This window comes from Pseudoxanthomonas mexicana (assembly GCF_046736355.1).
Lineage (GTDB): Bacteria > Pseudomonadota > Gammaproteobacteria > Xanthomonadales > Xanthomonadaceae > Pseudoxanthomonas_A > Pseudoxanthomonas_A mexicana_B.
In genome coordinates, this window is sequence record NZ_CP157201.1 from 3,105,611 (window position 1) to 3,127,106 (window position 21,496).

Genomic DNA, 21,496 nt, shown 5'->3' on the forward strand with positions numbered 1-21,496 from the left:
CTTGACTTTTCCTCAAGGAGCCTCCCATGGATACCCAAGCCATTCGCGATCAGATGCCGACACTGGTTCACGGCCATGTGCCTTCCAATGTCCGCAGCTTCAAGTTCAACATCTTCGACGGCCAGCCCAAGGTTTCGGCCCTGGGATTCCAGGTCGACCCGAAGCCGTTCGACGGCAAGGTGATCGCCAAGACCGCCGAGGTCATCGTCGTCAAGACAGGCCGCGCTGAGTTCGCGGTGCTCGATCGGGCACTCTTGACCGAGGATCCCGCCGAAGGCGCCAAGGTTCACGTGGAACCCTACGCCAGACGCCGCTTCGACGGCCTGCGGGCCGACACACCCGAAGAGCGGACCGAACGAACCGCCGATGGTGTGCCCTACACGGTGCAGACGTTCGTGCTGGGCAGTGCACCGGCCAAGCTGCCGATACCGGCGCCGCGTTGCCCCGAGCTGGCCGAGTTGATCAATCAGCTGGAGCAGTTGCCAGCCCCCGATGGTTTCCGTCGCATCACCCACATGCTGGTCGATGCGGGCGCCAAAGACTTCAGCTGGGTCGATCCGACGCCGGCCAATATCCTCAAGACGCCGCCAGCCATCCGCTTCTCCGTTGCAACCGGGAAGTTCGAGGGCCAGGTCACCGTGCTCTACGACCGCGCTGCCGACCAGTACGTGATCGAGCTGCACCGGGACGGCACGCAGGTTGAACGGGTAGAGGACGTGTTCTTCGACGATCTCGGCAGCGTTCTGGAACGCCTGATCGACGACGGCACCTGGCGCTTCATCCGCATCCAGCACCTGTCTGGCCCCAAGTCCGTCCGGCATTGATCCCGGCCTTGCTTCCCGCCCTCGCGGCGGGAAGCCCTTCAGATTCAGGCGGCCGCCTTCGGCCAATGCGGTCTCGGACGGATACCCATTTCCGCTCGCGACGGCAGGCCCCGCGCGTAGGCTGCAAATCACGTTCCGCTGACGTTGTCAGCGTCAACCAGGCAACTTTCGGTCTTCAAGGTTGCGCACGGCTCACCCGTGTGACTGAACCAGTTCGCATCGCATCCTCGCGCGAACGACCGCCGGCTCGCCGGTGGTGATGCACCCATGTTCCTCAACCCATCGCGGGGTTACGCACCTCCCCGCCGTGGGAAAGGTGTGTCTCCGCTGTTCTTGATCCTAAGTCTGGAGATTCACCATGACCACAGCACTCAATCAGAAGTCCTACTTCGACCTGCACACCTCGGGCATCGGCTACATCCAGCGCGCCCGCGTTGTGAAAGCCACCGGCGGCCGCAAGGCACAGCCGTTTCTGGCCTGCACCATCGCCGCCCTCGTGGGTTCCGCCAACGACGAGAAGCGCCGCTACTTCGACGTGAAAGTGTCCGGTGCGGAGGCGAAGAAACTGGTCGAACGCTACGTCGGCAACGACGATCCGGAGCAGCGTCCGCTCGTGCGCTTCCGTCTCGGCGACCTGTGGGTCGATCCGTTCATCCGTCCCAAGGGCGACCGCAAGGGCGAGCCGGCAGCCAGCCTCAAGGCGCGTCTGCTCAAGGCCGAGCCGCTGGATCCCGCCGAACTGGCGACGATCGAGCAGTACGACCTGATCACCCATGGCATCGGCTACCTCAACCGTCCCAAGCTGGTGAGACCGGCGGAGAGCGATCCGTTCCTTGCGTGCACCCTCGGTGTGCTCAGCGGACCGGTCGACGATCCGGACTACCGGTACATCGACACCATCGTTGCCAACCGCGACGCGGAGCACCTGGTGCGGCGCTGCATGCAGGCCGTCGAGGCGAAGAAGAAGGTACTGATCGCCTTTCGTCTGAACGGCATGAAGGCCGAGCCGTACATCCGCACCAAGGGTGAACGGGCCGGCGAAGCCGCGGCGAGCCTGGAGTCGAAGCTGATCCACATCGGCCTGATCAAGGTCAACGGTCAGCGGGTCTACCCGACCACTTCCGAAGCCGACGCACCCCAGGACGCTACCGCGTCCGAGGCGAGCGCCCAAGCCGAGGACGTCAACGGCACCCAGACGCCCGCGCAGCCTGCTCCGCAGGAGGCGAACGTCGAAGTGCCTGAAGAGGAGCCCGCCCTGGCGGCTTCGTTCTGATCTGCAAGGCCCATCCGGGTCCTGCGTGTTCCTCCCAGTCTTCATGCCGCCGGCACCTCGGTGTCGGCGGCGTGAGGCTGCACCGGGTTCGACCCGGATTCCCTCGGCCCTTCCGGGCTGTTCTTCATCCCTGCAATCGGTCCTCGCCGGCCTCTGGCCTGCGGGACTGCTTGCGTTTTCTCCAAGGAGACTGCCATGCAACTCGCATCCCGCTTTGGGTCGCGATCCCCCGTGCTGCGTTCGGATCGCCCGCTGTCGGACGATCAGATCCGCACCGTCGCCCCATCCATCTTCGCCGAGGCCGCGCACGATAGCCGGTCGGAGCGCTATAGCTACATTCCGACCGCCACCGTGCTGGAGAAGCTGCGCAAGGAAGGCTTCGAGCCGTTCTTCGTTTGCCAGACCCGCGTGCGGCAGGAGGATCGCCGCGATTTCACCAAGCACATGCTGCGGCTGCGGCATGCCAGCCAGATCGATGGCCAAGCCGAGGCCAACGAGATCATCCTGCTGAACTCGCACGACGGCACCAGCAGCTATCAGATGCTGGGCGGCATGTTCCGCTTCGTCTGCCACAACGGCCTGGTCTGCGGCGACACGACCCTGGACGTGCGCGTGCCCCACAAGGGCGACGTCACGAGCCACGTCATCGAAGGCGCTTATGAAGTCCTCAGCAGCTTCGAGCGGATCGAGCACTCCCGGGACACCATGCGCGCCATCACGCTGGACGAAGGCGAAGCAGAAGTGTTCGCGCACTCGGCCCTGACGCTGAAGTACGCGGGCTCGGGCTCGGTGCCTATCACCGAAAGCCAGCTGCTGCGGCCGCGGCGCTTCGATGACCGGGAATCCGACCTGTGGTCCACGTTCAACCGGGTCCAGGAGAACCTGGTCAAGGGCGGACTGGACGGCCGCACGGCCAACGGCCGCCGGCAACGTACCCGGCCGGTGCAGGGCATCGACCAGAACGTGCGTTTGAATCGCGCTCTTTGGCTGCTGGCCGAAGGCATGCGTGAACTGAAAGCGTAGTACCCAACGGACCACCCCATCGGGCGTGGTCCGTTTTCTTTGCGCGGAAGACCGCCGGCACCGCAAGAACACGCCGCATAGATCAGAAACAGGGGAGCAACCGGAATCGCATTGCCGCTCCCCTTGGCGTCGAACCTCGCCGCAACCTTACCCCCATGTCCGCCGGCGTCGCCGGCAGCATGCCCAGGCAGCCTAGACCTTCGAGGCTGCGGTGCGTCACACCGCACTGGTTCTGATCCGTCCTAGCGCATCCCGCGTCCGTCATCTCCCTCCCGGTTCCGGCCCTTCGCGACCGGCACCCGCTTCCTTTTCCCATGAGGTCATCCCCCGTCCATCCGGCCGGTCGGGAGCCTTGTTTTCTATCATCAAAGGAGTCGTCACATGAACGCTGCACGTCACGCCCACCTGGAGTCCATCGTCGTTCCCGGCCAGCTCAAGCTGCGCACCATCCGGGGCCGCAACGGACCGTTCAATGTCTGCCTGCTCACCTGCTGCTTGGGTGATTTCGTTGTCAAAGATCCGGAGTTCGAGCAGTACAAGGAAGGCAAGTACGAGGGCGAGTTCGCCATCCGGCGCATCTTCAACAAGCCCGTCTTGTCCCAAGGCGGCGTCCGCATCGAACTGCGCGCCAGCCTCAACGGCATGACCCTGTCCGGCATCGACAAGCTGGGCAAGGAGGACGCCCGCACCTTCAACGTCCAGGAGGTCGATCCGATCGACGAGGAACAGCCGACGGCGATGGCGGCAACGCCAGCAGCCGTACCGGCCTCGACCACGAACGATCCTCTGATCGACACCCGGCCCTTCGGCATGGAAGCGCCCGCAGCCCCTGTGGCAGCTGGCAGTTCCGACGCCGAAGACGTCGCACTTTTCGGCCTGCTGTGGCCGCTGGGCGAGACGGTCAAGCTGGACCCGACCATCGACCGCCGCACGTTGCGCCTGCAATGCACCCGCCTCAGCAAGCTCGGCTACAGCTTCGATGCCACCTTGCAACAGTGGCAGCACGAAGCGGAGCTTGCCGCGGCCTGATCGCCACGCCGCATCCGCGGTGTTCTTCATCCACCCGCTGTGGTTCCTTCCCCATGCGGGGGAGGCCCTGGCTTTCTTCTGGAGGTCTCCATCATGTCCACCATCGCTCACGACACCACTCGTTCAACGCTGGATGAACCCGCGTGGCGGGAAATCTGCAAGACGGCCGCAGCAAACGCCCAGCGCGGCTGCGGCCTGTCCTGGGACCACTGGGTCACGCTTTTCAGTTCGGAGATCGACGCGAAAGTCAGTCGATTGCCGGAAAGCCAGCGTGCTCAGGCCCTGGAAATCGCGGCCCAGGAATGGGGTTACGCGACACCTGCCGAACGGCAGGAAACCCAGGACTGGCTCGCCGAAAACGGCTTCTGCACGCACGGCATCGAACTGGGCTACTGCCCGGCCGGTTGCGGCTCCTAGTCCGCACAGGAGGAATCGACATGGACTCGATCCTGGCTGCGCTCCCGCCCTCGCTGTTGAAGCTCGTTGAAGGGAGCTTGTCCAACGACGAAGTTTCTTCCGACGAGGAAATGCTCGAGTACTTCATCAGCAACGGCCTCACCGAGGAACAGGCACGGCAGGCATTGACCTACCGCGACCAGTACCTCGGCAGCATCTACCTGGACGGCTTCACGCCGATCACCGCGGTGGACGAGGCGCTTCACTTCAACCCGCACACCCGGCAGTTCGAGCCGGACTGAACGGTTTTCTTCCACCCCCTGGGGCAGCACTTGCCCCAGCGGGCGGTGCTGTTCCCGTTCATCCGAGGACACCACCATGCCCGCAAACACTTCTTCCACCACACTGTACCGCATCGACGAATGTCCTGACCTCATGACCGACGGCTTTGTCGGCGACGAACAGGGCAACCTGGTCTTCCTCTCCGTCTGGGCGCGCGATACGGCCGTCCAGGAGTTCCTGGCTCGCCTGACCCTCGGGCGCGACGAGCAGGGACTGGACCAGTTCCACATCCTGACCGAGCAAGGCGGCTCGATCCCGGTGTTCGTCGGCAACGTCGAACATCTGGACAAGCGCAGCACCCGTGCTTACCGCCGCACGCTGTTCGGGTCGATGGTCCATCTGTGGCTGTTCGATCGCCGCTGCGTGAAACCCGACAAGGCCAACGCTAGCGCGCTTGCACTTCTGCCACGCGACTCGGACCACCGGGTCGAACGGTTGTGGGCGCTGGTGCGAGACACCTGCCCGCTGCCGCTGCTCAATCACTGGCGCGACACCGTGCTGGACCTGCTGAAGACGCAGGCGATGCTGACCCGCCTTCCTGCCGCCCTTGGGCCGCTGGAAGGCCACCGGCTCGCCATCAACGTACCCGTGCTGAGCAAGGCACTGGGTGCGCTGATCCGCGACGACGTACTTACCCCGGACGCATCCGCGATCCGAACCATCTCCGAACGACTGCTTGCAGAAGTGGCGTGAGGACTTCCGTTCCGGACGTGCACGTGTACGTCCGCTTCCTTTCATCTTCGCTACCAGGAGATTCCGATGGCTCTGATGTTTCCAAGACTCGCCCGCAACTTCGTCCGAAACGGGTACTTCCCCACCGATGAACCCACGCTCGAAAGAGCGCTCGCTGCACTGGCGCCCGCTACCGGGCCGATGTGCATCCTTGATCCGTGCGCCGGCGAAGGCGTCGCCGTGGCCGAAGCCGCTCACGCCCTCGGGCGCGAGCAGGTCCGGGCGTTCGCCGTGGAGTACGACGGCGAGCGCGCCCGGCACGCGCGGCAGATGGTCGATCACTGCATCCATGGCGACCTGATGGACACGATCATTTCCAGGCAGTCTTTCGGGCTGGTCTGGCTCAATCCGCCCTACGGCGACCTGTCCAAGGACGTGAACGGCAACATCGGCTATCAGGGCCAGGGCCGTGCCCGACTGGAGAAGCTGTTCTACCAGCGCTCGCTGCCGCTACTGCAGTATGGCGGGGTGCTGGTGTTCATCGTGCCGCACTACATCCTCGACGCCGAACTGGTCGGGTGGCTGGTGCGCCACTTCGCGGACCTGCGCATCTACCGAGCGGTGGAGACGCAGTTCAAGCAGGTGGTGATCTTCGGTCGGCGCATTCGCCAGCGCGACCAGGCATCGGACTCGGCAAAAGCCACGCGCGGCCTGCTGCTGCAGATCGGGCAAGGCGATGCCGAAGCCGAAGAACTGCCCATCGAGTGGCCGTTCCAGCCGTATGTCGTTCCCGCCATCCCGGCGGAGCCGGAGCACTTCTATCGCGTGACGATGGAGCCCGAGCAGTTCGGCATCGAAATCGGCCGGCTGCAAGGACTCTGGCCCGCGCTCGATGTCCATCTCGGGCCGGCACAGCAGTCGCTGCGGCCGCCGGCGCGGGCCTTGTCGGAATGGCATACCGCCCTGGCCTTGGCTGCAGGCGCGATCTCCGGCGTGGTGACGTCCAAGACCGGGCGCGTGCTCGCCGTCAAAGGCGACACGCACAAGGAGAAGACGCTCCAGACCGAGTACACCGAGCGCGACGATGGCTCTGTGGCCGAGACGCGCATCCTGACCGACAAGTTCGTTCCGGTCATCCGTGCGTTGGATCTGACACCCGACTCGCCGACGCGCGGCGAGGTGCTGACCATTCGCTGATCGCCTGCTGCACGACGCAGCTTCTGTCCACCCCATGGGGCCACGCCGCCCCGATGGGCTGCCGTGGCCCCGTTCTTTCCACGAAGGAGCTACCACCATGGCAAAAGAAGCCGTTTTCATCAGCCTCGTGCCCCAACCGCGATTTTCGCCGGGGCAGATGATCGTCACTCGTGGGATTTCCGACCTGATCCAACGGGGCCGGCTCAATCCCAGCGCGTACCTGCGCCGCCATCTCAGCGGCGACTGGGGCGACCTGTCCGACGAAGACCGACGCCAGAACGACCTGGCGCTGGCTTCGGGCGAGGATCGTTTGTTCTCGTCCTACCAGGTCGCGCCAGACCTGACTCTCTGGATCGTCACCGAGTGGGACCGCAGCGTCACGACGCTGCTGCTGCCCAGCGAGTACTGATCCCAGTTTGACGGCGCAAGCCGTCGCCATTCTTCCCATCCACGGGGCACATCATCGCCCCACAAGGGAGGTGCGTGCCCCATTCATTTGGAGCACCACCATGTCTCTCGATCTCGACACCGTTCCATCCGCGGAAGGCACTGCCTTGCAGGGCGAACTGCTCGATGCGGAATCTTCCTCTCTCACGATGAGCCTTCAGGACTTCGTCGCCGAATGCGGCGATGACCTGCTGGAAGCCCTCAATCGGGCCAACCCGCCTGTCTACACCGGGCAACCGCGGGCACATCGCCAACTGGTCCTGGCAAGCCTGAAGCGCCAGTTGTTCCCGGCCCAGGCCGACGTGGTCCACGCCGTCAGCGAGCTGCTGATCGATCGCGGCGAACGCGCTGCGATCGTCAATGGCGAAATGGGCTGCGGCAAGACCACCGTCGGCATCGCCACGGCCGCCGTGCTCAACGCCGAAGGCTACCGCCGCACGCTCGTCTTGAGCCCGCCCCACCTGGTCTACAAGTGGCGGAGGGAGATCCAGGAAACCGTCGCCGGTGCGCGCGTCTGGGTGCTCAATGGCCCGGATACGCTCGTCAAGCTCATGAAGCTGCGCGAGCAGCTGAACGTGCCGGCGCAGGGCCAGGAGTTCTTTGTCCTTGGGCGCGTCAGGATGAGGATGGGGTTCCACTGGAAACCCGTTTTCACCCGGCACCGGACGCTCGACGGCGACGTGGGCGCGTGCCCCGACTGCGGCCAGGTCATCACCGACCTCGACGGCGAGCCGATCAATCCGGTCGACCTCGAAGCCGAGGAGCAGCGCCGCAAGTGCAGCCACTGCGGCTCCGCGTTGTGGAGCCTGATTCGTCCCCGGAGCCTGTCCGCCAGCGACCAGTCCTCCGCCGTCCTCAAGGCCCTGACCCGCATTCCGACGATCGGCCAGGTCACCGCGCAGAAGCTGATGCAGAAGTTCGGTGATGCCTTCCTGGCATCGATGCTTGGGGACAACATCTATGAGTTTGTCAACCTCATGGATGAGCGTGGCGAGCTGATCTTCTCGGATCGACAGGCGCACCGGATGGAACGCGCCATGGCGAACATGGAGTTCGGATTCGGCACGGGAGGTTATCAGCCCAGCGAGTTCATCAAGCGCTACTTGCCGCACGGCACGTTCGACCTGCTGGTCGCCGACGAAGCGCATGAGTACAAGAACGGCGGAAGCGCCCAGGGCCAAGCCATGGGCGTCCTCGCCGCGAAGTCGCGCAAGACCTTGCTGCTCACCGGCACCCTGATGGGCGGTTACGGCGACGACTTGTTCCACTTGCTGTTCCGGGCGCTGCCCGGACGCATGATCGAAGACGGCTACCGGCCGACCAAGAGCGGCAGCATGACGTCGGCCGCGATGGCGTTCATGAGGGACCACGGGGTCCTGAAGGACATCTACTCCGAGAGCAAGGCCACCGCGCACAAGACGGCCAAGGGCTCGAAGGTGTCGGTGCGCACCGTCAAGGCGCCGGGCTTCGGTCCCAAGGGCGTCCTGCGTTGCATCCTGCCGTTCACGGTCTTCCTGAAGTTGAAGGACATCGGCGGCAACGTGCTGCCGCCCTACGACGAGGAGTTCCGCGAAGTCGCGATGGAGGCGGAGCAAGCCGCCGCCTACCGCGATCTGTCGGGTCGGCTGACCCAGGCGCTGAAGCAAGCCCTGGCGAAGCGCGACACGACCCTGTTGGGCGTAGTGCTCAACGTGCTCTTGGCCTGGCCGGATTGTTGTTTCCGGCCTGAAACCGTAGTGCACCCGCGCACGCGCGGCACCTTGGCGTTCGTCCCGGCTCAGTTCACCGAGTTCGAGATCACGCCGAAAGAGCGCGAGCTGATCGACATCTGCAAGCAGGAGAAAGCGCAAGGGCGCAAGACCCTGGTCTATTCGGTCTACACCGGCACGCGCGATACCACGTCGCGCCTCAAGGTGTTGCTCGAGCAGGAAGGCTTCAAGGTGGCCGTGCTGCGCGCAAGCGTGGATGCGTCCCGCCGGGAAGACTGGATTGCCGAGCAGCTCGATCGCGGGATCGATGTCCTGGTCACGAACCCGGAGTTGGTCAAGACGGGCCTCGATTTGTTGGAGTTCCCCACGATCGTCTTCATGCAGAGCGGCTACAACGTCTACTCGTTGCAGCAGGCAGCACGGCGCTCGTGGCGCATCGGGCAGAAGCAGTCCGTGCGCGTGATCTATCTCGGCTACACCAACTCCTCGCAGATGACCTGCCTGGGGTTGATGGCGAAGAAGATCATGGTGTCGCAGAGCACGTCGGGAGACGTGCCGGAGTCGGGACTCGATGTCCTGAACCAAGACGGGGATTCCGTCGAGGTGGCGCTGGCCAGGCAACTGGTCGCCGCCTAGTTCCTCCATGCCGGCGGCTCTTTCGAGGGCCGCCTTTCTTTCTTCCGTATCCCTACCTCATCACTCATCCTTCCCAGGAGAATCATCATGCAAGACGACAAGCTGTTTCGTACAGAAGTGTCCTCCAGCGACGAGTTTGCTGATTTGCCGGCCGTCGTCGAGTTCTCGATCGACCTCTCCACCGCGCGCAAGATTCTTCGCCTCGCGGCGGTGGTGAAGGAGCATGGCCTCTACAAGGTCGAGAAGTTCGACTACCGCGCGCAGTACCTGTCGCATGACGACGAGGAAGGCTCGGACCAGACGGATTCGAGCAGCGACGACCGTTTCGTTAGCACGGAGGCCGACACGCTCAACGTCTCCGACAGCCATTTCTGGTTCGCGGCATTCCTCAAGCACACCGACGTCGAGATCACCAGCGAGCAGTTGCCGATAGGCGAACTTGTCTCGCACTTCAACCTTGCGCCAGGTGAAGAGAGTCCAGCTCCCACCAATGCCGACGACTGACGCAGGCACTTCCTCCACTACGACGGCCCTTCGGGGCCGTTCTTCTTGGTATCCGGATCTAGCTGTGGACGATCACATCAGCCGGATGACCAGCCCATCGCTCGCGATCGTGTTCACGCCAAAGCGGGTCGAGCCTTGCCGTCTCATCATCCACGACCCTCGATATGGGATCAGCGGCGCGCGGATCGTCGAACGCCGTTGCAATGGCGTCGACCACGCCGCGCCCGTATTTCTGCACCAGCAGGGCCGCAAGCCGTGGAGTCTCTGCGCCTCGCGCTACGTCCTTTGCCCGCCCATTGGCGTAGTCCTTCACCTGTTGAATCAGCCGTTCGACTGCGATTTTCCTGTCCATTCCGATGCTCCTGTCCTGTTGCCCGAGAGCCGGATCCGGTCGTGGACAAACACTAGCACCCAGGCGGCTTTCTTTGCGCATCCCCCGCGCCAGTTAATCCGGCGCGGAAGGATTCGCTTTGTTTGCTGCCCGAAGGGATCGCCGCGGCGATGGTGATGGCTCGTCGCTTCAGGACGCCACGCTATGTGCCCCTCCGATCCTTGGTTTCGTGATCCCGGACGCCACCTGCTGTCCGGCCTGCTCGGCTTGTTCTGGGCCGCGTTGCTCGGCGGCTGCGCGACGGCGCCCACGCCGACGCCGACGCCCGAGGCACCGGCCGCCGTCGCACCCGACCTGTCACCGGAGTTCGTCCCGGTGGTCCGGTACGGCCGCTACACCTTGATCGAATTGGCGCCCAGCGCCGCGCAGCGGGACCTGCTGCTGCAGGTGGTGGAGGTGTCCACGCCCGACACGCTGCATGCCACCGTCGCCGACGCCTTGCGCCATGTCCTGCGGCGTTCGGGCTACCAGCTCTGCGGCGGCCAGGACACCGAGGCCCTCGGCAGGCTGCCGCTGCCGGCGGCCCATTACCAGCTGGGGCCGCTGGTCCTGCGCGACGCCTTGCTGACCCTGACCGGCCCCGCCTGGGATCTCCACGTGGACGACGGCACGCGCCTGGTGTGCTTCAGCCACGTCGCTTCAGCGCCGACCGAGACCGAACCCCAGCCGACCACCGCTCCGGATGCTGACGTCCAGGTGCAGACCTTCCCGCTTGCGGTGGAGGACCAGCCATGACCCCGACGATGCCGGGCACCGCGTACCCGCGGCGGGCGACCTTGCTGCACGTCGCCGCCGTCACCTGGGTGCTGCTGATCAGCACGGGCGCGGTGGTCAACCACGTCACCCTGACCAAGCTCGCCGACGAGGCCGAGGCCAGTACGGCAGACACGCAGATCGCGGCGCTGGAGCAGCGCCTGACCGAGCTATCCCAGGACTCCGAACAGTCGCGCACACGGCCGCCTGCCGTGCCGCAGGCTCGCTACGATGCTGACCGCCAGGCGCTCGACCGCCGGCTCTCGGCGCTTGAACAATCACTGGGCGACCGGTCCGCGGATGCCGCGCTTCAGACCATGCAGGCACGCATCGAACGGTTGGAGGCGCGACCGACCGCCCGGCCGGCGCCGCGGCCTGCCACCGCGCCTGGTACGGCCCCCACCACTCCGCCGAAGCCGGTCGAGCCGCCGTTTCGCGTCATGGGCGCTGAGCTTCGTGCCGGCGAACGGTTCCTGTCGATTCTTCCGGCCGAGAGCAGCGCCCTGGATCAGGCCCGGCTGCTGCGGCCGGGCGAGGAGGAAGCCGGCTGGCGCCTGACCGCCATCGAGGGCGACATCGCGGTGTTCCAGCACGGCACCGAGACCCGTCGCCTGACGGTACCAGCCCGGTAGGTGTCGCCGATGAAGCACGCCACCGCCGCCCTTGGCCTGCTTGCCGCGCTCGCGCTTAGCGCGCCGCAGTCCCTATTGGCCCAGCAGCCGCAGGCTGCTGCAACGAACGTGGCCCCCAGCCGTGAGCGGCCTGCTCCTATCGCACGCAGCGACGAGGACCAGGCGCGCGACTGGGGGCTACGACCGGAGGAGTGGGTTCGCTACCGCGAATTGATGCAGGGACCGCTGGGCCTGTCGTCGCCGAACCTGGACCCGCTGACCGCCTTGGGCATCGAGGCCCGCTCGGACGAGGAGCGGCGCAGGTTCGCGGAGCTGCAGGTCCAGATCGAAGCGCGGCGCGTCGAGAAGCTGCTGGCATACCAGCGCGCCTACGACGCCGCCTGGCAACGGCTCGCGCCGGGCATGCAGCGCGTCAACCTGCCCGGCGCGGGTGCGGCACCCCCCGGCATGACGCAAGCGGGCGAACGCATCGCGGTTTTCATCAAGGATGCCTGTTCCGGCTGCGACGAGACCGTCCAGCGTATGCAGGCCGAAGGCGTGTCCTTCGACATCTACGTCGTCGGCAGTCGCGGCGACGACGCACGCATCCGTGAATGGGCTCGCCGCATCCGCATCGATCCGGCCAAGGTACGCAGCGGCCACATCACCCTCAACCACGACGGCGGCCGGTGGCTTTCCCTCGGTGTGCAGGGCGAACTGCCCGCCGTCGTGCGGCAGGTTGGCGGCCAATGGCAGCGCCAGCAGTAGCGCGCATCGCGCTGGGCGTGTTGTGTGGCCTGGCCGCGATCACCGCCGCCGCGCAGGAGGTGCCGCCACCGGCTTACCAGCTGGCCGCGCAGCGTGCCGGCGTTCCGTCCACCGTGCTGTACGCCGTGGCCCTTCAAGAGAGCGGGACCCGACTCAACGGCCGCCTGATCCCCTGGCCGTGGACGCTGAACGTCGCGGGCGCCTCGAAGCGCTACGGCACCCGTGCCGACGCCTGCGCCGGCTTGCAGCACGCGCTGCGCCGGGTGCCCCCGACCCGCATCGACGCAGGACTCGGGCAGATCAACGTCGGCTACCAGCGGCATCGCTACGCGCACCCCTGCGATCTGCTCGATCCCTACCGCAACCTCGCCATCGCGGCCGAAATCCTGCGCGAGCAGCACACCCCCGGCGAGGACTGGCTCGTCGCCATTGGTCGCTACCACCGTCCCGCCGGCGGCGCGCCCGCCGCGCGCTATCGCCGCAGCGTCGACAAGCACCTCGCGCGCGTGCTCGGCGAACCCCGGCTGGATACCACCACCAGGAGAGACCTGCCATGAAGTCCTTTCGTGCCGCCGCCCCGCTGGCGGTGTTGTCGTGCCTGTCGTTCGCGACGCTGGCGCAGTCTCCGCCGCTGGTCGTCGTCGAAGACCGGGGCGGTGCGTCCGCGCTGCCGTACTACGAGGCGCTGAACCTCCAGCCCCGCGCGGACCGGCCGCCGCCGCGCATCGAACTGCCCCGCGTACCCAACCATGCCTTCGACGAGGCGGACATGCTGCCCGTGCGCTCGGTCCGTCTGTCGCCCGGCGACGTCGCGCGCCGGGTGATCCAGGCGCCGGGACTGCGGCCGCTCTTCCTGATCGGCGACGACGACCGCTCGCGCGCCTGGCTGCGCCAGCGGGGATCGGCCCTGCACGAGCTGGGTGCCGTAGGGCTGGTGGTCCAGGTCGAATCGCCGCAGGCCCTGGCCTCGCTGCGCGCGCTGATCCCCGAGCTGCCGCTGGCGCCGGCCTCCGGCGACGAGCTGGCCCAGCGCCTGGGGCTGCGCCACTACCCGGTGTTGGTGACGGCCACGGGCATCGAGCAGTGAAGCCCCCGCGATGGCCCAGCGCTACGCGATCGAGGTATTGCTGCGGCCAGCGGTGGAGCTTTATACCGTCGCGGTGTGTGCGGGCGCCGCGCTGGTGTGCGTGGCGGCACCGTGGTCGCTCGCGCTAAGCCCGCTGCTGGGCCTGGGCAGCGCCTTGGCCTTCCTTACCTACGGCGCGATCCGGCTGCGCGATGCGCTCGTGATCCTGCGCTACCGGCGCAACATCCGCCGGCTGCCGCGCTACGTGATGACCAGCCGCGACGTGCCGGTGAGCCAGCAACGGCTCTTCATCGGCAGGGGCTTCCGGTGGGAACAGAAGCACACGCACCGGCTGATGCAGACCTACCGGCCGGAGTTCCGACGCTACGTCGAGCCGACAGCCGCCTACCGGATCGCGCGCCGGCTCGAAGAGCGGCTTGAGTTCGCGCCGTTTCCCATCTCCAAACTCGCCAAGGCGCTGGCCTGGGACAGCCCGCTCAATCCCGCGCGTCCGCTGCCGCCGGTCGGCGGCATGCCGCGGCTGCACGGCATCGAACCGCACGAAATCGACGTTTCCCTCCCGCTACCCGAGCGCGTAGGCCACACCCTGGTCCTGGGCACCACGCGCGTCGGCAAGACCCGGCTGGCGGAGCTTTTCATCACGCAGGACATCCGGCGGCGCAACGCCGCGGGCGAGCACGAAGTGGTCATCGTATTCGATCCCAAGGGCGATGCCGATCTCCTGAAGCGGATGTACGTCGAGGCCAAGCGCGCCGGCCGCGAGGGCGAGTTCTACATCTTCCATTTGGGCTGGCCCGAAATCAGCTCCCGCTACAACGCCGTGGGGCGCTTTGGCCGCATCTCGGAAGTCGCCACGCGCATTGCCGGACAGCTCTCCGGCGAGGGCAACTCAGCCGCCTTCAGGGAGTTCGCGTGGAGATTCGTGAACATCATCGCGCGCGCCCTCGTGGAGCTGGGACAGCGCCCGGATTACCAGTTGATCCAAAGGCATGTGATCAACATCGATGCGCTGTTCATCGAGTACGCCGCCCACTTCTTCGCCCGGACCGAACCGAAGGCGTGGGAGGTCATCGTCCAGCTGGAAGCACGGCTCAACGAGAAGAACATCCCGCGCAACATGATCGGCCGCGAGAAGCGGGTGGTCGCGCTGGAACAGTACCTCTCGCAGGTGCGCGTCTACGACCCGGTGCTCGACGGTCTGCGCAGCGCGGTGCGTTACGACCGAACCTACTTCGACAAGATCGTCGCGAGCCTGCTGCCGCTGCTGGAAAAGCTGACCACCGGCAAGATCGCGCAGCTGCTGGCGCCTGACTATTCCGATCTCACCGATCCGCGCCCGATCTTCGATTGGATGCAGATCATCCGCAAGCGCGCGGTCGTCTACGTCGGCCTGGATGCGCTGTCGGACGCGGAGGTTGCCGCCGCGGTCGGCAACAGCATGTTCAGCGATCTCGTGTCGGTCGCCGGGCACATCTACAAGTTCGGCATCGATGACGGCCTTCCGGGGACTGCAACCAGGACAAGGGTGCCGATCAACCTCCACGCGGACGAGTTCAACGAACTCATGGGAGACGAGTTCATCCCGTTGGTAAACAAGGGCGGCGGCGCCGACCTGCAAGTGACTGCCTATACGCAGACGCTAAGCGACATCGAAGCGCGCATCGGCAACCGCGCCAAGGCCGGCCAAGTCGTCGGCAACTTCAACAACCTGATCATGCTGCGCGTTCGCGAGACGGCGACCGCGGAACTGCTGACCCGGCAGTTGCCGAAGGTCGAGGTCTACGCCACAACCCTGATGAGCGGCGCCACCGACAGTTCGGACATCCACGGCCCGACCGACTTCACCTCCAACACGCAGGATCGCATCTCCAGCACGAGCGTCCCGATGATCGAATCGGCCCACGTGGTCGGGCTACCCAAGGGCCAAGCCTTCGCGCTGATGCAGGGCGGCAACCTGTGGAAGATCCGCATGCCGCTGCCGGCCCCCGATCCCGACGAGGTGATGCCGCACGACCTGCAGCAGCTCGCCGGCTACATGCGCCAGCACTACGCGGAGGCAGGCGACTGGTGGGAAGGCAACGCCGCAGCCGGCTTGCAGGACACGCCGCTGCCGGACGATCTGCTTGAAGGCTTCCGCCACATCGCCGGCACCGAAGCCGCGCCGGTTGAGTTGCGGCCATGAAGGATCCAGCCACCACCGCCCAGCACCAGCAGACCCGCCAACAGGGACTGCTGGCAAGCATCGTGACGATGCCGTTCCGGTTCCTCGGCGTGCTGATCGGAGCGCTGCTGCTGTCCATCGTGATCGAGTGCGTCGGCATGCACTTCTTCTGGCCCGAACAAGGCTGGCGCCACGCCCAGGGCATGCTCGACTACGAACTCGGCCAGCTTTCCGCGCACTTCACCCGCAGCGCCGTCGTCCAGGAGCCCGGCCGCACCGCACACTGGCTGGTCGAGCGTTCCTACGAATGGATCTTCGTGAAGAGCGGCCTGCTCGAATGGATGAGCAACGCCTCGACGCAGGCGCGCGCGCCCAGCCAAGGCGGTACGCGCGACTTTCGCTACTACGTGAGCCAGGTCTACGTGTGGACCGAGAGCTACCTGATCGCCGCGGCCTACACCACGCTCACCTTCATCGTCAGGCTCCTGGTGCTGACCCTGACGCTGCCGCTGTTCCTGATGGCGGCGTTCGTCGGCTTCGTCGATGGACTGGCACGACGCGACGTCCGCAAGTTCGGCGCCGGCCGCGAATCCGGCTTCGTGTACCACCGCGCCAAGGCGGCCCTGATGCCCCTGATCGTCTTGCCGTGGGTCGTCTATCTGGCGCTGCCGGTCAGCGTGCATCCGCTGCTGATCCTGCTGCCCGGCGCGATCCTGCTGGGCGTGGCGGTGGGCATCGCCGCCAGCACCTTCAAGAAGTACCTCTAGCGCGGACGCGCCCGGCCATCAATCGGGCCGGCGGCAATCCACATTGTTTGCGGCGCGCATCTGACCGCATCGAGAGCATTTCGCCATTCCTCGTGATTCGCGGATTGGCAAATGCGGATGACCGTTTCTCCTGTCGCCGACTGGCGTTGCGTGCCGGGCCTGCTGCTGGCGCTGTGCATCGCGCTGGGCCTACCGGCCCGCGCGCATGCCGACGACGCCACTGCCGAGCACGCGCGCCTGGCCGCCGCACTTCGCCAGCTCGACGCGATCGACCGGCTGATCGCGCAGGAGACCGCGCGCGCCCGCGACGAGCGCGCCCGCTACTACTTCGACTACCCCCGGCTAAGCGCCGACCTTGAGCGCGTCCGTACCGGCATCCGCGAATACCTGACGCCATCGCGCGCCCAGCCACGCGATCCGGCCGTGCTGCTCGGCGACTACCGCCAGGCCGCGGCCTCCGCCTCCCGTGAACCGGAGGCTACGCCATGAACGCCGCCCAGACCGCCGCCTTCCAGGCCAACGGCGGCTTTCCCCCTTCCGCCGTCTCGGTCGTCGTCGTCGGCGCCGTATTCGCCGTGCTCCTCGTGTGGGGCGTGTGGGCGATGCGGACCGCCTATGTCGGCTGGGCCGAGCAGCGGATTTCCCAGCGTCAGTTCGCAGGTGTCGTGATCCGTTTCATCGCGATGTACCTGGTGCTGACCTTCTTCCTGCTCTCCTAAAGGTCGCCACATGAACCCGGTATCCCGTCGCTTTCGCTTCCCGCGTTTTTCGCAACTGGCCGCGCTGCCGGCCGTCGTGCTGTTCGCGCCGCTCGCCCAGGCCCAGGGCCTGCCGACGATCGAAGACCCCTCGCGCGGCCAGGGCAGCGGCATCATGGAGACGCTGCGCAACTACGGCTACGACATCGTGATGCTGATCGCCTTGCTGGTGGTCGCATCGATGTTCGTCGGCGTGTGCTACCACGCCTACACGCGCTACGCCGAAATCCACAACGGCCGCGCCACATGGGGCCAGTTCGGCCTCACCGTCGCCGTCGGCGCGATCCTGCTGGTCGTGGGGATCTGGCTGCTGACCGAAGCCACCGGCATCCTCTAAGGCCGTCGGCATGGCTGACCAGGACTTCCGGCCGGACGGCACGGTTGCGTTCCTCCCGCATCGGCTCAACCGACATCCGGTCGTCGTGCGCGGGTTGACCGCCGACGAGTTGTGGGTCTGCGCAGGCTTGTCGGCGGCCATGGGGTTCGGCGTTGGCGTGCCCCTGGCATTGGCGCTCTCGACGATCGCGCTGCTGCCCACGGCGATCGTCGCGGCCGTCGCCCTCGGGGTGTTCGGAGGCGGTGGGGCGCTGCGCCGTCTCAAGCGCGGACGCCCGGACACCTGGCTGTACCGGCAACTGCAATGGCGGGTGACAACGCGCCACTCATCACTAAGCCGGTTCGTCGGCGGCCGTCACCTGGTGACGCGTTCGGGCTACTGGACCACACGTAGGAGCCGGACACCATGAGCCGGTTCAAGAACGAGGTCCTGCGCCTCGAAGCGCACATCAAGACCCTGCGCATCGGGGCTAGCGTGGTCGTCGGACTGGCGCTGGTGATGGGGTTCGGCTGGTGGAGCGCACCGCGCGACCTGACCATCCACGTGCCCCCGGACCTGCGCTCGGGCAGCACGCGCAAATGGTGGGAGGTGCCGCCCGAGTCGGTCTACGCCTTCACGTTCTACGTCTGGCAGCAACTGCAGCGCTGGCCGACCAACGGCGACGACGACTACCCCCGCAACCTGCACGCGCTGTCGGCCTATTTCACGCCGGCTTGCCAGGCGTTCCTGCGACAGGACTACGAGTACCGCCGCAATGCCGGCGAGCTGCGCCAGCGCGTGCGCGGCATCTACGAGATTCCGGGGCGCGGCTACGGCTCCAGCCCCGCCACGCGCGTGCGCACGGTCTCGGACCGCGATTGGGTCGTCACGCTCGACGTCACCGCCGACGAGTACTACGGCGCCGAGCAGGTCAAGCGCGCGCTCGTGCGCTACCCGCTGAAGGTCGTGCGTGCGGACGTCGATCCGCAGCGCAACCCCTTTGGCCTGGCGATCGACTGCTACGACGGCACGCCGCAGCGCATCGCCACTCCTGCCGATCCCGCGCCGATTCCCGCGCCGCCCCCTCCCGCGGAAGACACACCATGAACCGCCCACTCGCCACGCTCGGTGCCGCGCTGCTGCTGGCGCTGTCCCTTCCTGTCCATGCCGTCGAGATCCTGCGCTGGGAACGGCTCCCCTTGGCGGTGCCGCTCGTCGTCGGCGAGGAACGGGTGATCTTCATCGACCGCAACGTGCGCATCGGCGTGCCCGCATCGGTTGGTGCACGACTGCGTGTGCAGAGCGCAGCCGGTGCCGTCTACCTGCGCGCCAGCGAGCCGATCGAACCGACGCGGCTGCAACTCCAGGATGCCGACAGCGGCACAGTGATCCTGCTGGACATCGCGGCCGAAACGCCGCAGGACGGACAACCGCCGCTAGAACCGGTCCGCATCGTGGCCGCGGCACCGGCGACGGGCCAGCGCGGCACGACCGGGGAGGACGCGACAACGCGCACCGCGCCGACCGACCGACTGGCGCCACCGACGCCCGTGCCGGTGGTGCTTACCCGCTACGCGGCACAAAACCTCTACGCGCCGCTGCGCACGGTCGAGCCGGTACCAGGCATCACGCGCGCCAATCTGCGTCAGGACCTGCCGCTGCACTCGCTGCTGCCGACACTGCCGGTGCACGCACAGGCGCTGGCAGCCTGGCGCCTGGGTGATCTGTGGGTAAGCGCCGTACGCCTGCGCAACATCGCGAAGCACTGGCTCGATCTCGACCCCCGCGCCCTCCAGGGCGACTTCCTGACCGCGGCGTTCCAGCACCCCGACCTCGGGCCGGCGGGCTCACCGGAGGACACCACGGTCGTCTACCTCGTCACCCGCGGACATGGCCTTCCGCAGGCGCTGCTGCCGGCAATTGCTCCCGTCGACGCCGCGCTCAACCTGCCGGTGCCTGCCGCACCTGGCGACAGCAACGGAGGCCGCGATGAAGAGTAACGGCCTGCTCAAGTGGCTGATGATCCCGATGGTGCTATTGCTGGTCTTCGTCGGCTTCAAGCTGTTTTCCGGTGGCGGTGACACTTCCCACCAGGGACCAACAGACCAACTCACCCCGGAGGAAGCCGCCGCGCTCGGGATCACGGGCGATACGCCCCGCGATACAGTCGCCACGCTCGTGGCGCAGGTCCGGCAGTTGCGCGGCGAACTGCAGACAGCAGTGACGGAGAACAAGGCGCAGCGCGACGAGAACGAACGCCTGCGCCAGCGCGAGGGCGCCGTCGATCGCCGTATCCAGAGCGCGATCGAAACCGAGCGCAACCAGCTTCGACAGGACAGGGAGCAGGCCGCCGCCGAACGGCAGCAGACCCAGGGCCTGCTGCAGGAGCTACAGCAACGCCTAGACGGCGTGACCGGTCGCCGGGACGGCCACGCCGACCTGCCAGTGGGCCTGGGCCTGGAACCGGGCGACAGTACCGGTGCCGGCAGCGACTCCATCCATTGGGTCGAGCCGGACGACGCACGCAAAGAAGGACGCGGACGTTCCCCAGGCGGCACGGACAACTTCAGCTTTCCCACGAGCTTTGGCGAGGCCGGCGAAGGCATTAGCCAAGCCACCGACGACGCCGTGGACGCTGGTCGCCGCGCAGCCGGCAAGCCGGGCATGAAGCCTGTCTACACCGTCCCGACGAACTCCACGCTGATGGGATCGGTCGCCATGACGGCACTGATCGGCCGCGTGCCGATCGACGGGACGGTGAACGATCCTTACCCGTTCAAGGTATTGATCGGCCCCGACAACCTCACCGCCAACGGCATCGATATCCCCGACGTGGCCGGTGCCGTCGTCAGCGGAACCGCGTCGGGCGACTGGACGCTCTCGTGCGTGCGCGGCCAGATCCGCTCGGTGACGTTCGTGTTCAACGACGGGACCATCCGCACCGTTCCCGAAGATCGCGAGCGCGGCAGCAACCGCCAGCAGAACGATGGCAACACCACCCAGGACGGCCTCGGCTGGATCAGTGACCCGCACGGGATTCCCTGCGTCAGCGGCGACCGCCGCTCCAACGCGCAGCAGTACCTCGGCAGCCAAGCACTGATCACCGCTGCCAGCGCCGGCGTGGCCTCCCTGATCGACACCGCCAGCGGCCGCATGTCCTACGTCGGCACCGATGGCTCCATCGGCACGGTGGGCATCACCGGCAACGAAGCGATGGGCCGCATCTTGGCCGGCGGTGTCCGCGACATGGCCGATTGGGTCAACAAGCTCTACGGCCAGGCGTTCGCAGCCGTCTACGTGCAACCCGGCGCCAAGGTCGCCGTGCATCTCGAAGAACCCCTGACCATCGACTACGACCCGGCCGGCCGCCGCGTCGATCACCGACTCGGAGACACCACCCATGCGCAAGACCTGGACTGACGCGCTGGCCGCGCTGGGGATTGCCCTAGTGCTGGCCGGCTGCGCGACCACGAAGGACGAGCTGATGCCGCGCTCGGACCAGACCATGCTCGACATCTGGAACGCCGAGACCGGCGGTGGTGCCGGCGGACCGAGCGAACGCCGGTTGCTCGATGCCCGGCAGTCGCTGCGCCGTCCGCTCACGGCCACCGATGTGCAGGCCGCTCCCGCCGTGCAGGCACGTTACACGCGCACCGCGCAGAACGAGATCTACCGCCAGTTCCACCGCCTACCGAACCCGGACCTGGTGATGTACGTGTTTCCGCACCTGGCCGGCACGGACCAGGCACCGGTGCCCGGCTACACGACGGTATTCCCCTTGTATCAGCAGATCCATTACGCGCTGCCCGGCGAACGGACCGAGGACTACTGA

General features: G+C 66.5%; 27 protein-coding genes. 26 read left to right on the forward strand and 1 reads right to left on the reverse strand.

What is annotated here, in order from left to right:
• Positions 1 to 26 precede the first annotated feature (26 nt).
• From AAG688_RS14345 to AAG688_RS14395, 11 genes are all read left to right on the forward strand, one after another.
• Complete coding sequence (locus AAG688_RS14345) at positions 27 to 824, forward strand: hypothetical protein (RefSeq protein ID WP_024889536.1); 798 nt, start codon at positions 27 to 29, stop codon at positions 822 to 824.
• Positions 825 to 1,182: 358 nt separating this feature from the next.
• Entirely contained in the window at positions 1,183 to 2,097 is a 915-nt protein-coding gene (locus AAG688_RS14350) for a DUF3577 domain-containing protein (RefSeq protein WP_024889535.1), read from the forward strand.
• A gap of 195 nt (positions 2,098 to 2,292) precedes the next feature.
• Positions 2,293 to 3,120: a DUF932 domain-containing protein gene (locus AAG688_RS14355; protein WP_043689355.1), complete on the forward strand. Its 828-nt coding sequence runs from the start codon at positions 2,293 to 2,295 to the stop codon at positions 3,118 to 3,120.
• Positions 3,121 to 3,501: 381 nt separating this feature from the next.
• Positions 3,502 to 4,149, forward strand: coding sequence for a DUF3275 family protein (locus AAG688_RS14360; protein WP_024889533.1), 648 nt, complete (start codon positions 3,502 to 3,504; stop codon positions 4,147 to 4,149).
• A gap of 93 nt (positions 4,150 to 4,242) precedes the next feature.
• Complete coding sequence (locus AAG688_RS14365; RefSeq protein ID WP_081770065.1) at positions 4,243 to 4,566, forward strand: conserved plasmid protein; 324 nt, start codon at positions 4,243 to 4,245, stop codon at positions 4,564 to 4,566.
• A 20-nt stretch (positions 4,567 to 4,586) separates the two neighbouring features.
• Positions 4,587 to 4,847, forward strand: a complete 261-nt coding sequence (locus AAG688_RS14370; RefSeq protein WP_024889532.1) for a hypothetical protein — start codon at positions 4,587 to 4,589, stop codon at positions 4,845 to 4,847.
• Between the two features lie 76 nt (positions 4,848 to 4,923).
• On the forward strand, positions 4,924 to 5,580 hold the full coding sequence (locus AAG688_RS14375; protein WP_024889531.1) for a hypothetical protein: 657 nt from the start codon (positions 4,924 to 4,926) through the stop codon (positions 5,578 to 5,580).
• A gap of 66 nt (positions 5,581 to 5,646) precedes the next feature.
• Entirely contained in the window at positions 5,647 to 6,756 is a 1,110-nt protein-coding gene (locus tag AAG688_RS14380; RefSeq protein WP_411832899.1) for a DUF6094 domain-containing protein, read from the forward strand.
• Between the two features lie 97 nt (positions 6,757 to 6,853).
• A complete protein-coding gene (locus AAG688_RS14385; protein ID WP_024889529.1) occupies positions 6,854 to 7,165 on the forward strand; it encodes a hypothetical protein in 312 nt (103 codons plus the stop codon).
• Between the two features lie 100 nt (positions 7,166 to 7,265).
• A complete protein-coding gene (locus AAG688_RS14390) occupies positions 7,266 to 9,548 on the forward strand; it encodes a helicase-related protein (protein WP_024889528.1) in 2,283 nt (760 codons plus the stop codon).
• Between the two features lie 87 nt (positions 9,549 to 9,635).
• The gene (locus AAG688_RS14395) at positions 9,636 to 10,052 is read left to right on the forward strand and encodes a hypothetical protein (RefSeq protein WP_024889527.1); all 417 of its coding nucleotides are present in this window, start codon (positions 9,636 to 9,638) and stop codon (positions 10,050 to 10,052) included.
• Positions 10,053 to 10,110: 58 nt separating this feature from the next.
• On the opposite strand, the gene AAG688_RS14400 is transcribed toward AAG688_RS14395, so the two are convergent.
• Positions 10,111 to 10,404, reverse strand: coding sequence for a hypothetical protein (locus AAG688_RS14400; protein ID WP_081770064.1), 294 nt, complete (start codon positions 10,402 to 10,404; stop codon positions 10,111 to 10,113).
• Between the two features lie 183 nt (positions 10,405 to 10,587).
• On the opposite strand from AAG688_RS14400, the gene AAG688_RS14405 reads away from it, so the two are divergent.
• The 15 genes from AAG688_RS14405 (at position 10,588) to AAG688_RS14475 (ending at position 21,496) form a co-directional block, all read left to right on the forward strand.
• Positions 10,588 to 11,178 (forward strand): PilL N-terminal domain-containing protein, encoded by a 591-nt coding sequence (locus AAG688_RS14405; protein ID WP_411832900.1) that lies wholly within the window; start codon positions 10,588 to 10,590, stop codon positions 11,176 to 11,178.
• Positions 11,175 to 11,828, forward strand: coding sequence for a hypothetical protein (locus AAG688_RS14410; RefSeq protein ID WP_411832901.1), 654 nt, complete (start codon positions 11,175 to 11,177; stop codon positions 11,826 to 11,828). Before AAG688_RS14405 ends, AAG688_RS14410 begins: the two co-directional genes overlap by 4 nt.
• Before the next feature lie 9 nt (positions 11,829 to 11,837).
• Positions 11,838 to 12,575 (forward strand): TIGR03759 family integrating conjugative element protein, encoded by a 738-nt coding sequence (locus tag AAG688_RS14415; protein WP_411832902.1) that lies wholly within the window; start codon positions 11,838 to 11,840, stop codon positions 12,573 to 12,575.
• Positions 12,557 to 13,132 (forward strand): transglycosylase SLT domain-containing protein, encoded by a 576-nt coding sequence (locus AAG688_RS14420; RefSeq protein ID WP_411832903.1) that lies wholly within the window; start codon positions 12,557 to 12,559, stop codon positions 13,130 to 13,132. The genes AAG688_RS14415 and AAG688_RS14420 overlap by 19 nt, the downstream gene beginning before the upstream one ends.
• Complete coding sequence (locus AAG688_RS14425; protein WP_411832904.1) at positions 13,129 to 13,662, forward strand: integrating conjugative element protein; 534 nt, start codon at positions 13,129 to 13,131, stop codon at positions 13,660 to 13,662. The genes AAG688_RS14420 and AAG688_RS14425 overlap by 4 nt, the downstream gene beginning before the upstream one ends.
• 10 nt (positions 13,663 to 13,672) lie before the next feature.
• The gene (gene traD / locus AAG688_RS14430; RefSeq protein WP_411832905.1) at positions 13,673 to 15,844 is read left to right on the forward strand and encodes a type IV conjugative transfer system coupling protein TraD; all 2,172 of its coding nucleotides are present in this window, start codon (positions 13,673 to 13,675) and stop codon (positions 15,842 to 15,844) included.
• Complete coding sequence (locus AAG688_RS14435) at positions 15,841 to 16,590, forward strand: TIGR03747 family integrating conjugative element membrane protein (protein ID WP_411832906.1); 750 nt, start codon at positions 15,841 to 15,843, stop codon at positions 16,588 to 16,590. Before traD ends, AAG688_RS14435 begins: the two co-directional genes overlap by 4 nt.
• A 117-nt stretch (positions 16,591 to 16,707) precedes the next feature.
• The gene (locus AAG688_RS14440; RefSeq protein ID WP_411832907.1) at positions 16,708 to 17,079 is read left to right on the forward strand and encodes an RAQPRD family integrative conjugative element protein; all 372 of its coding nucleotides are present in this window, start codon (positions 16,708 to 16,710) and stop codon (positions 17,077 to 17,079) included.
• Positions 17,076 to 17,309, forward strand: a complete 234-nt coding sequence (locus AAG688_RS14445) for a TIGR03758 family integrating conjugative element protein (RefSeq protein ID WP_411832908.1) — start codon at positions 17,076 to 17,078, stop codon at positions 17,307 to 17,309. Before AAG688_RS14440 ends, AAG688_RS14445 begins: the two co-directional genes overlap by 4 nt.
• 10 nt (positions 17,310 to 17,319) lie before the next feature.
• On the forward strand, positions 17,320 to 17,685 hold the full coding sequence (locus AAG688_RS14450) for a TIGR03745 family integrating conjugative element membrane protein (protein WP_411832909.1): 366 nt from the start codon (positions 17,320 to 17,322) through the stop codon (positions 17,683 to 17,685).
• 10 nt (positions 17,686 to 17,695) lie between these two features.
• A complete protein-coding gene (locus tag AAG688_RS14455; RefSeq protein ID WP_024889516.1) occupies positions 17,696 to 18,094 on the forward strand; it encodes a TIGR03750 family conjugal transfer protein in 399 nt (132 codons plus the stop codon).
• Positions 18,091 to 18,771 carry a PFL_4703 family integrating conjugative element protein gene (locus AAG688_RS14460; protein WP_024889515.1) on the forward strand — a complete coding sequence of 227 codons (681 nt, stop codon included), beginning with the start codon at positions 18,091 to 18,093 and terminating at the stop codon, positions 18,769 to 18,771. The genes AAG688_RS14455 and AAG688_RS14460 overlap by 4 nt, the downstream gene beginning before the upstream one ends.
• Positions 18,768 to 19,664: a TIGR03749 family integrating conjugative element protein gene (locus AAG688_RS14465; RefSeq protein ID WP_411832910.1), complete on the forward strand. Its 897-nt coding sequence runs from the start codon at positions 18,768 to 18,770 to the stop codon at positions 19,662 to 19,664. Before AAG688_RS14460 ends, AAG688_RS14465 begins: the two co-directional genes overlap by 4 nt.
• A complete protein-coding gene (locus AAG688_RS14470; RefSeq protein WP_411832911.1) occupies positions 19,654 to 21,084 on the forward strand; it encodes a TIGR03752 family integrating conjugative element protein in 1,431 nt (476 codons plus the stop codon). The genes AAG688_RS14465 and AAG688_RS14470 overlap by 11 nt, the downstream gene beginning before the upstream one ends.
• Positions 21,065 to 21,496: a TIGR03751 family conjugal transfer lipoprotein gene (locus tag AAG688_RS14475; RefSeq protein WP_411832912.1), complete on the forward strand. Its 432-nt coding sequence runs from the start codon at positions 21,065 to 21,067 to the stop codon at positions 21,494 to 21,496. Before AAG688_RS14470 ends, AAG688_RS14475 begins: the two co-directional genes overlap by 20 nt.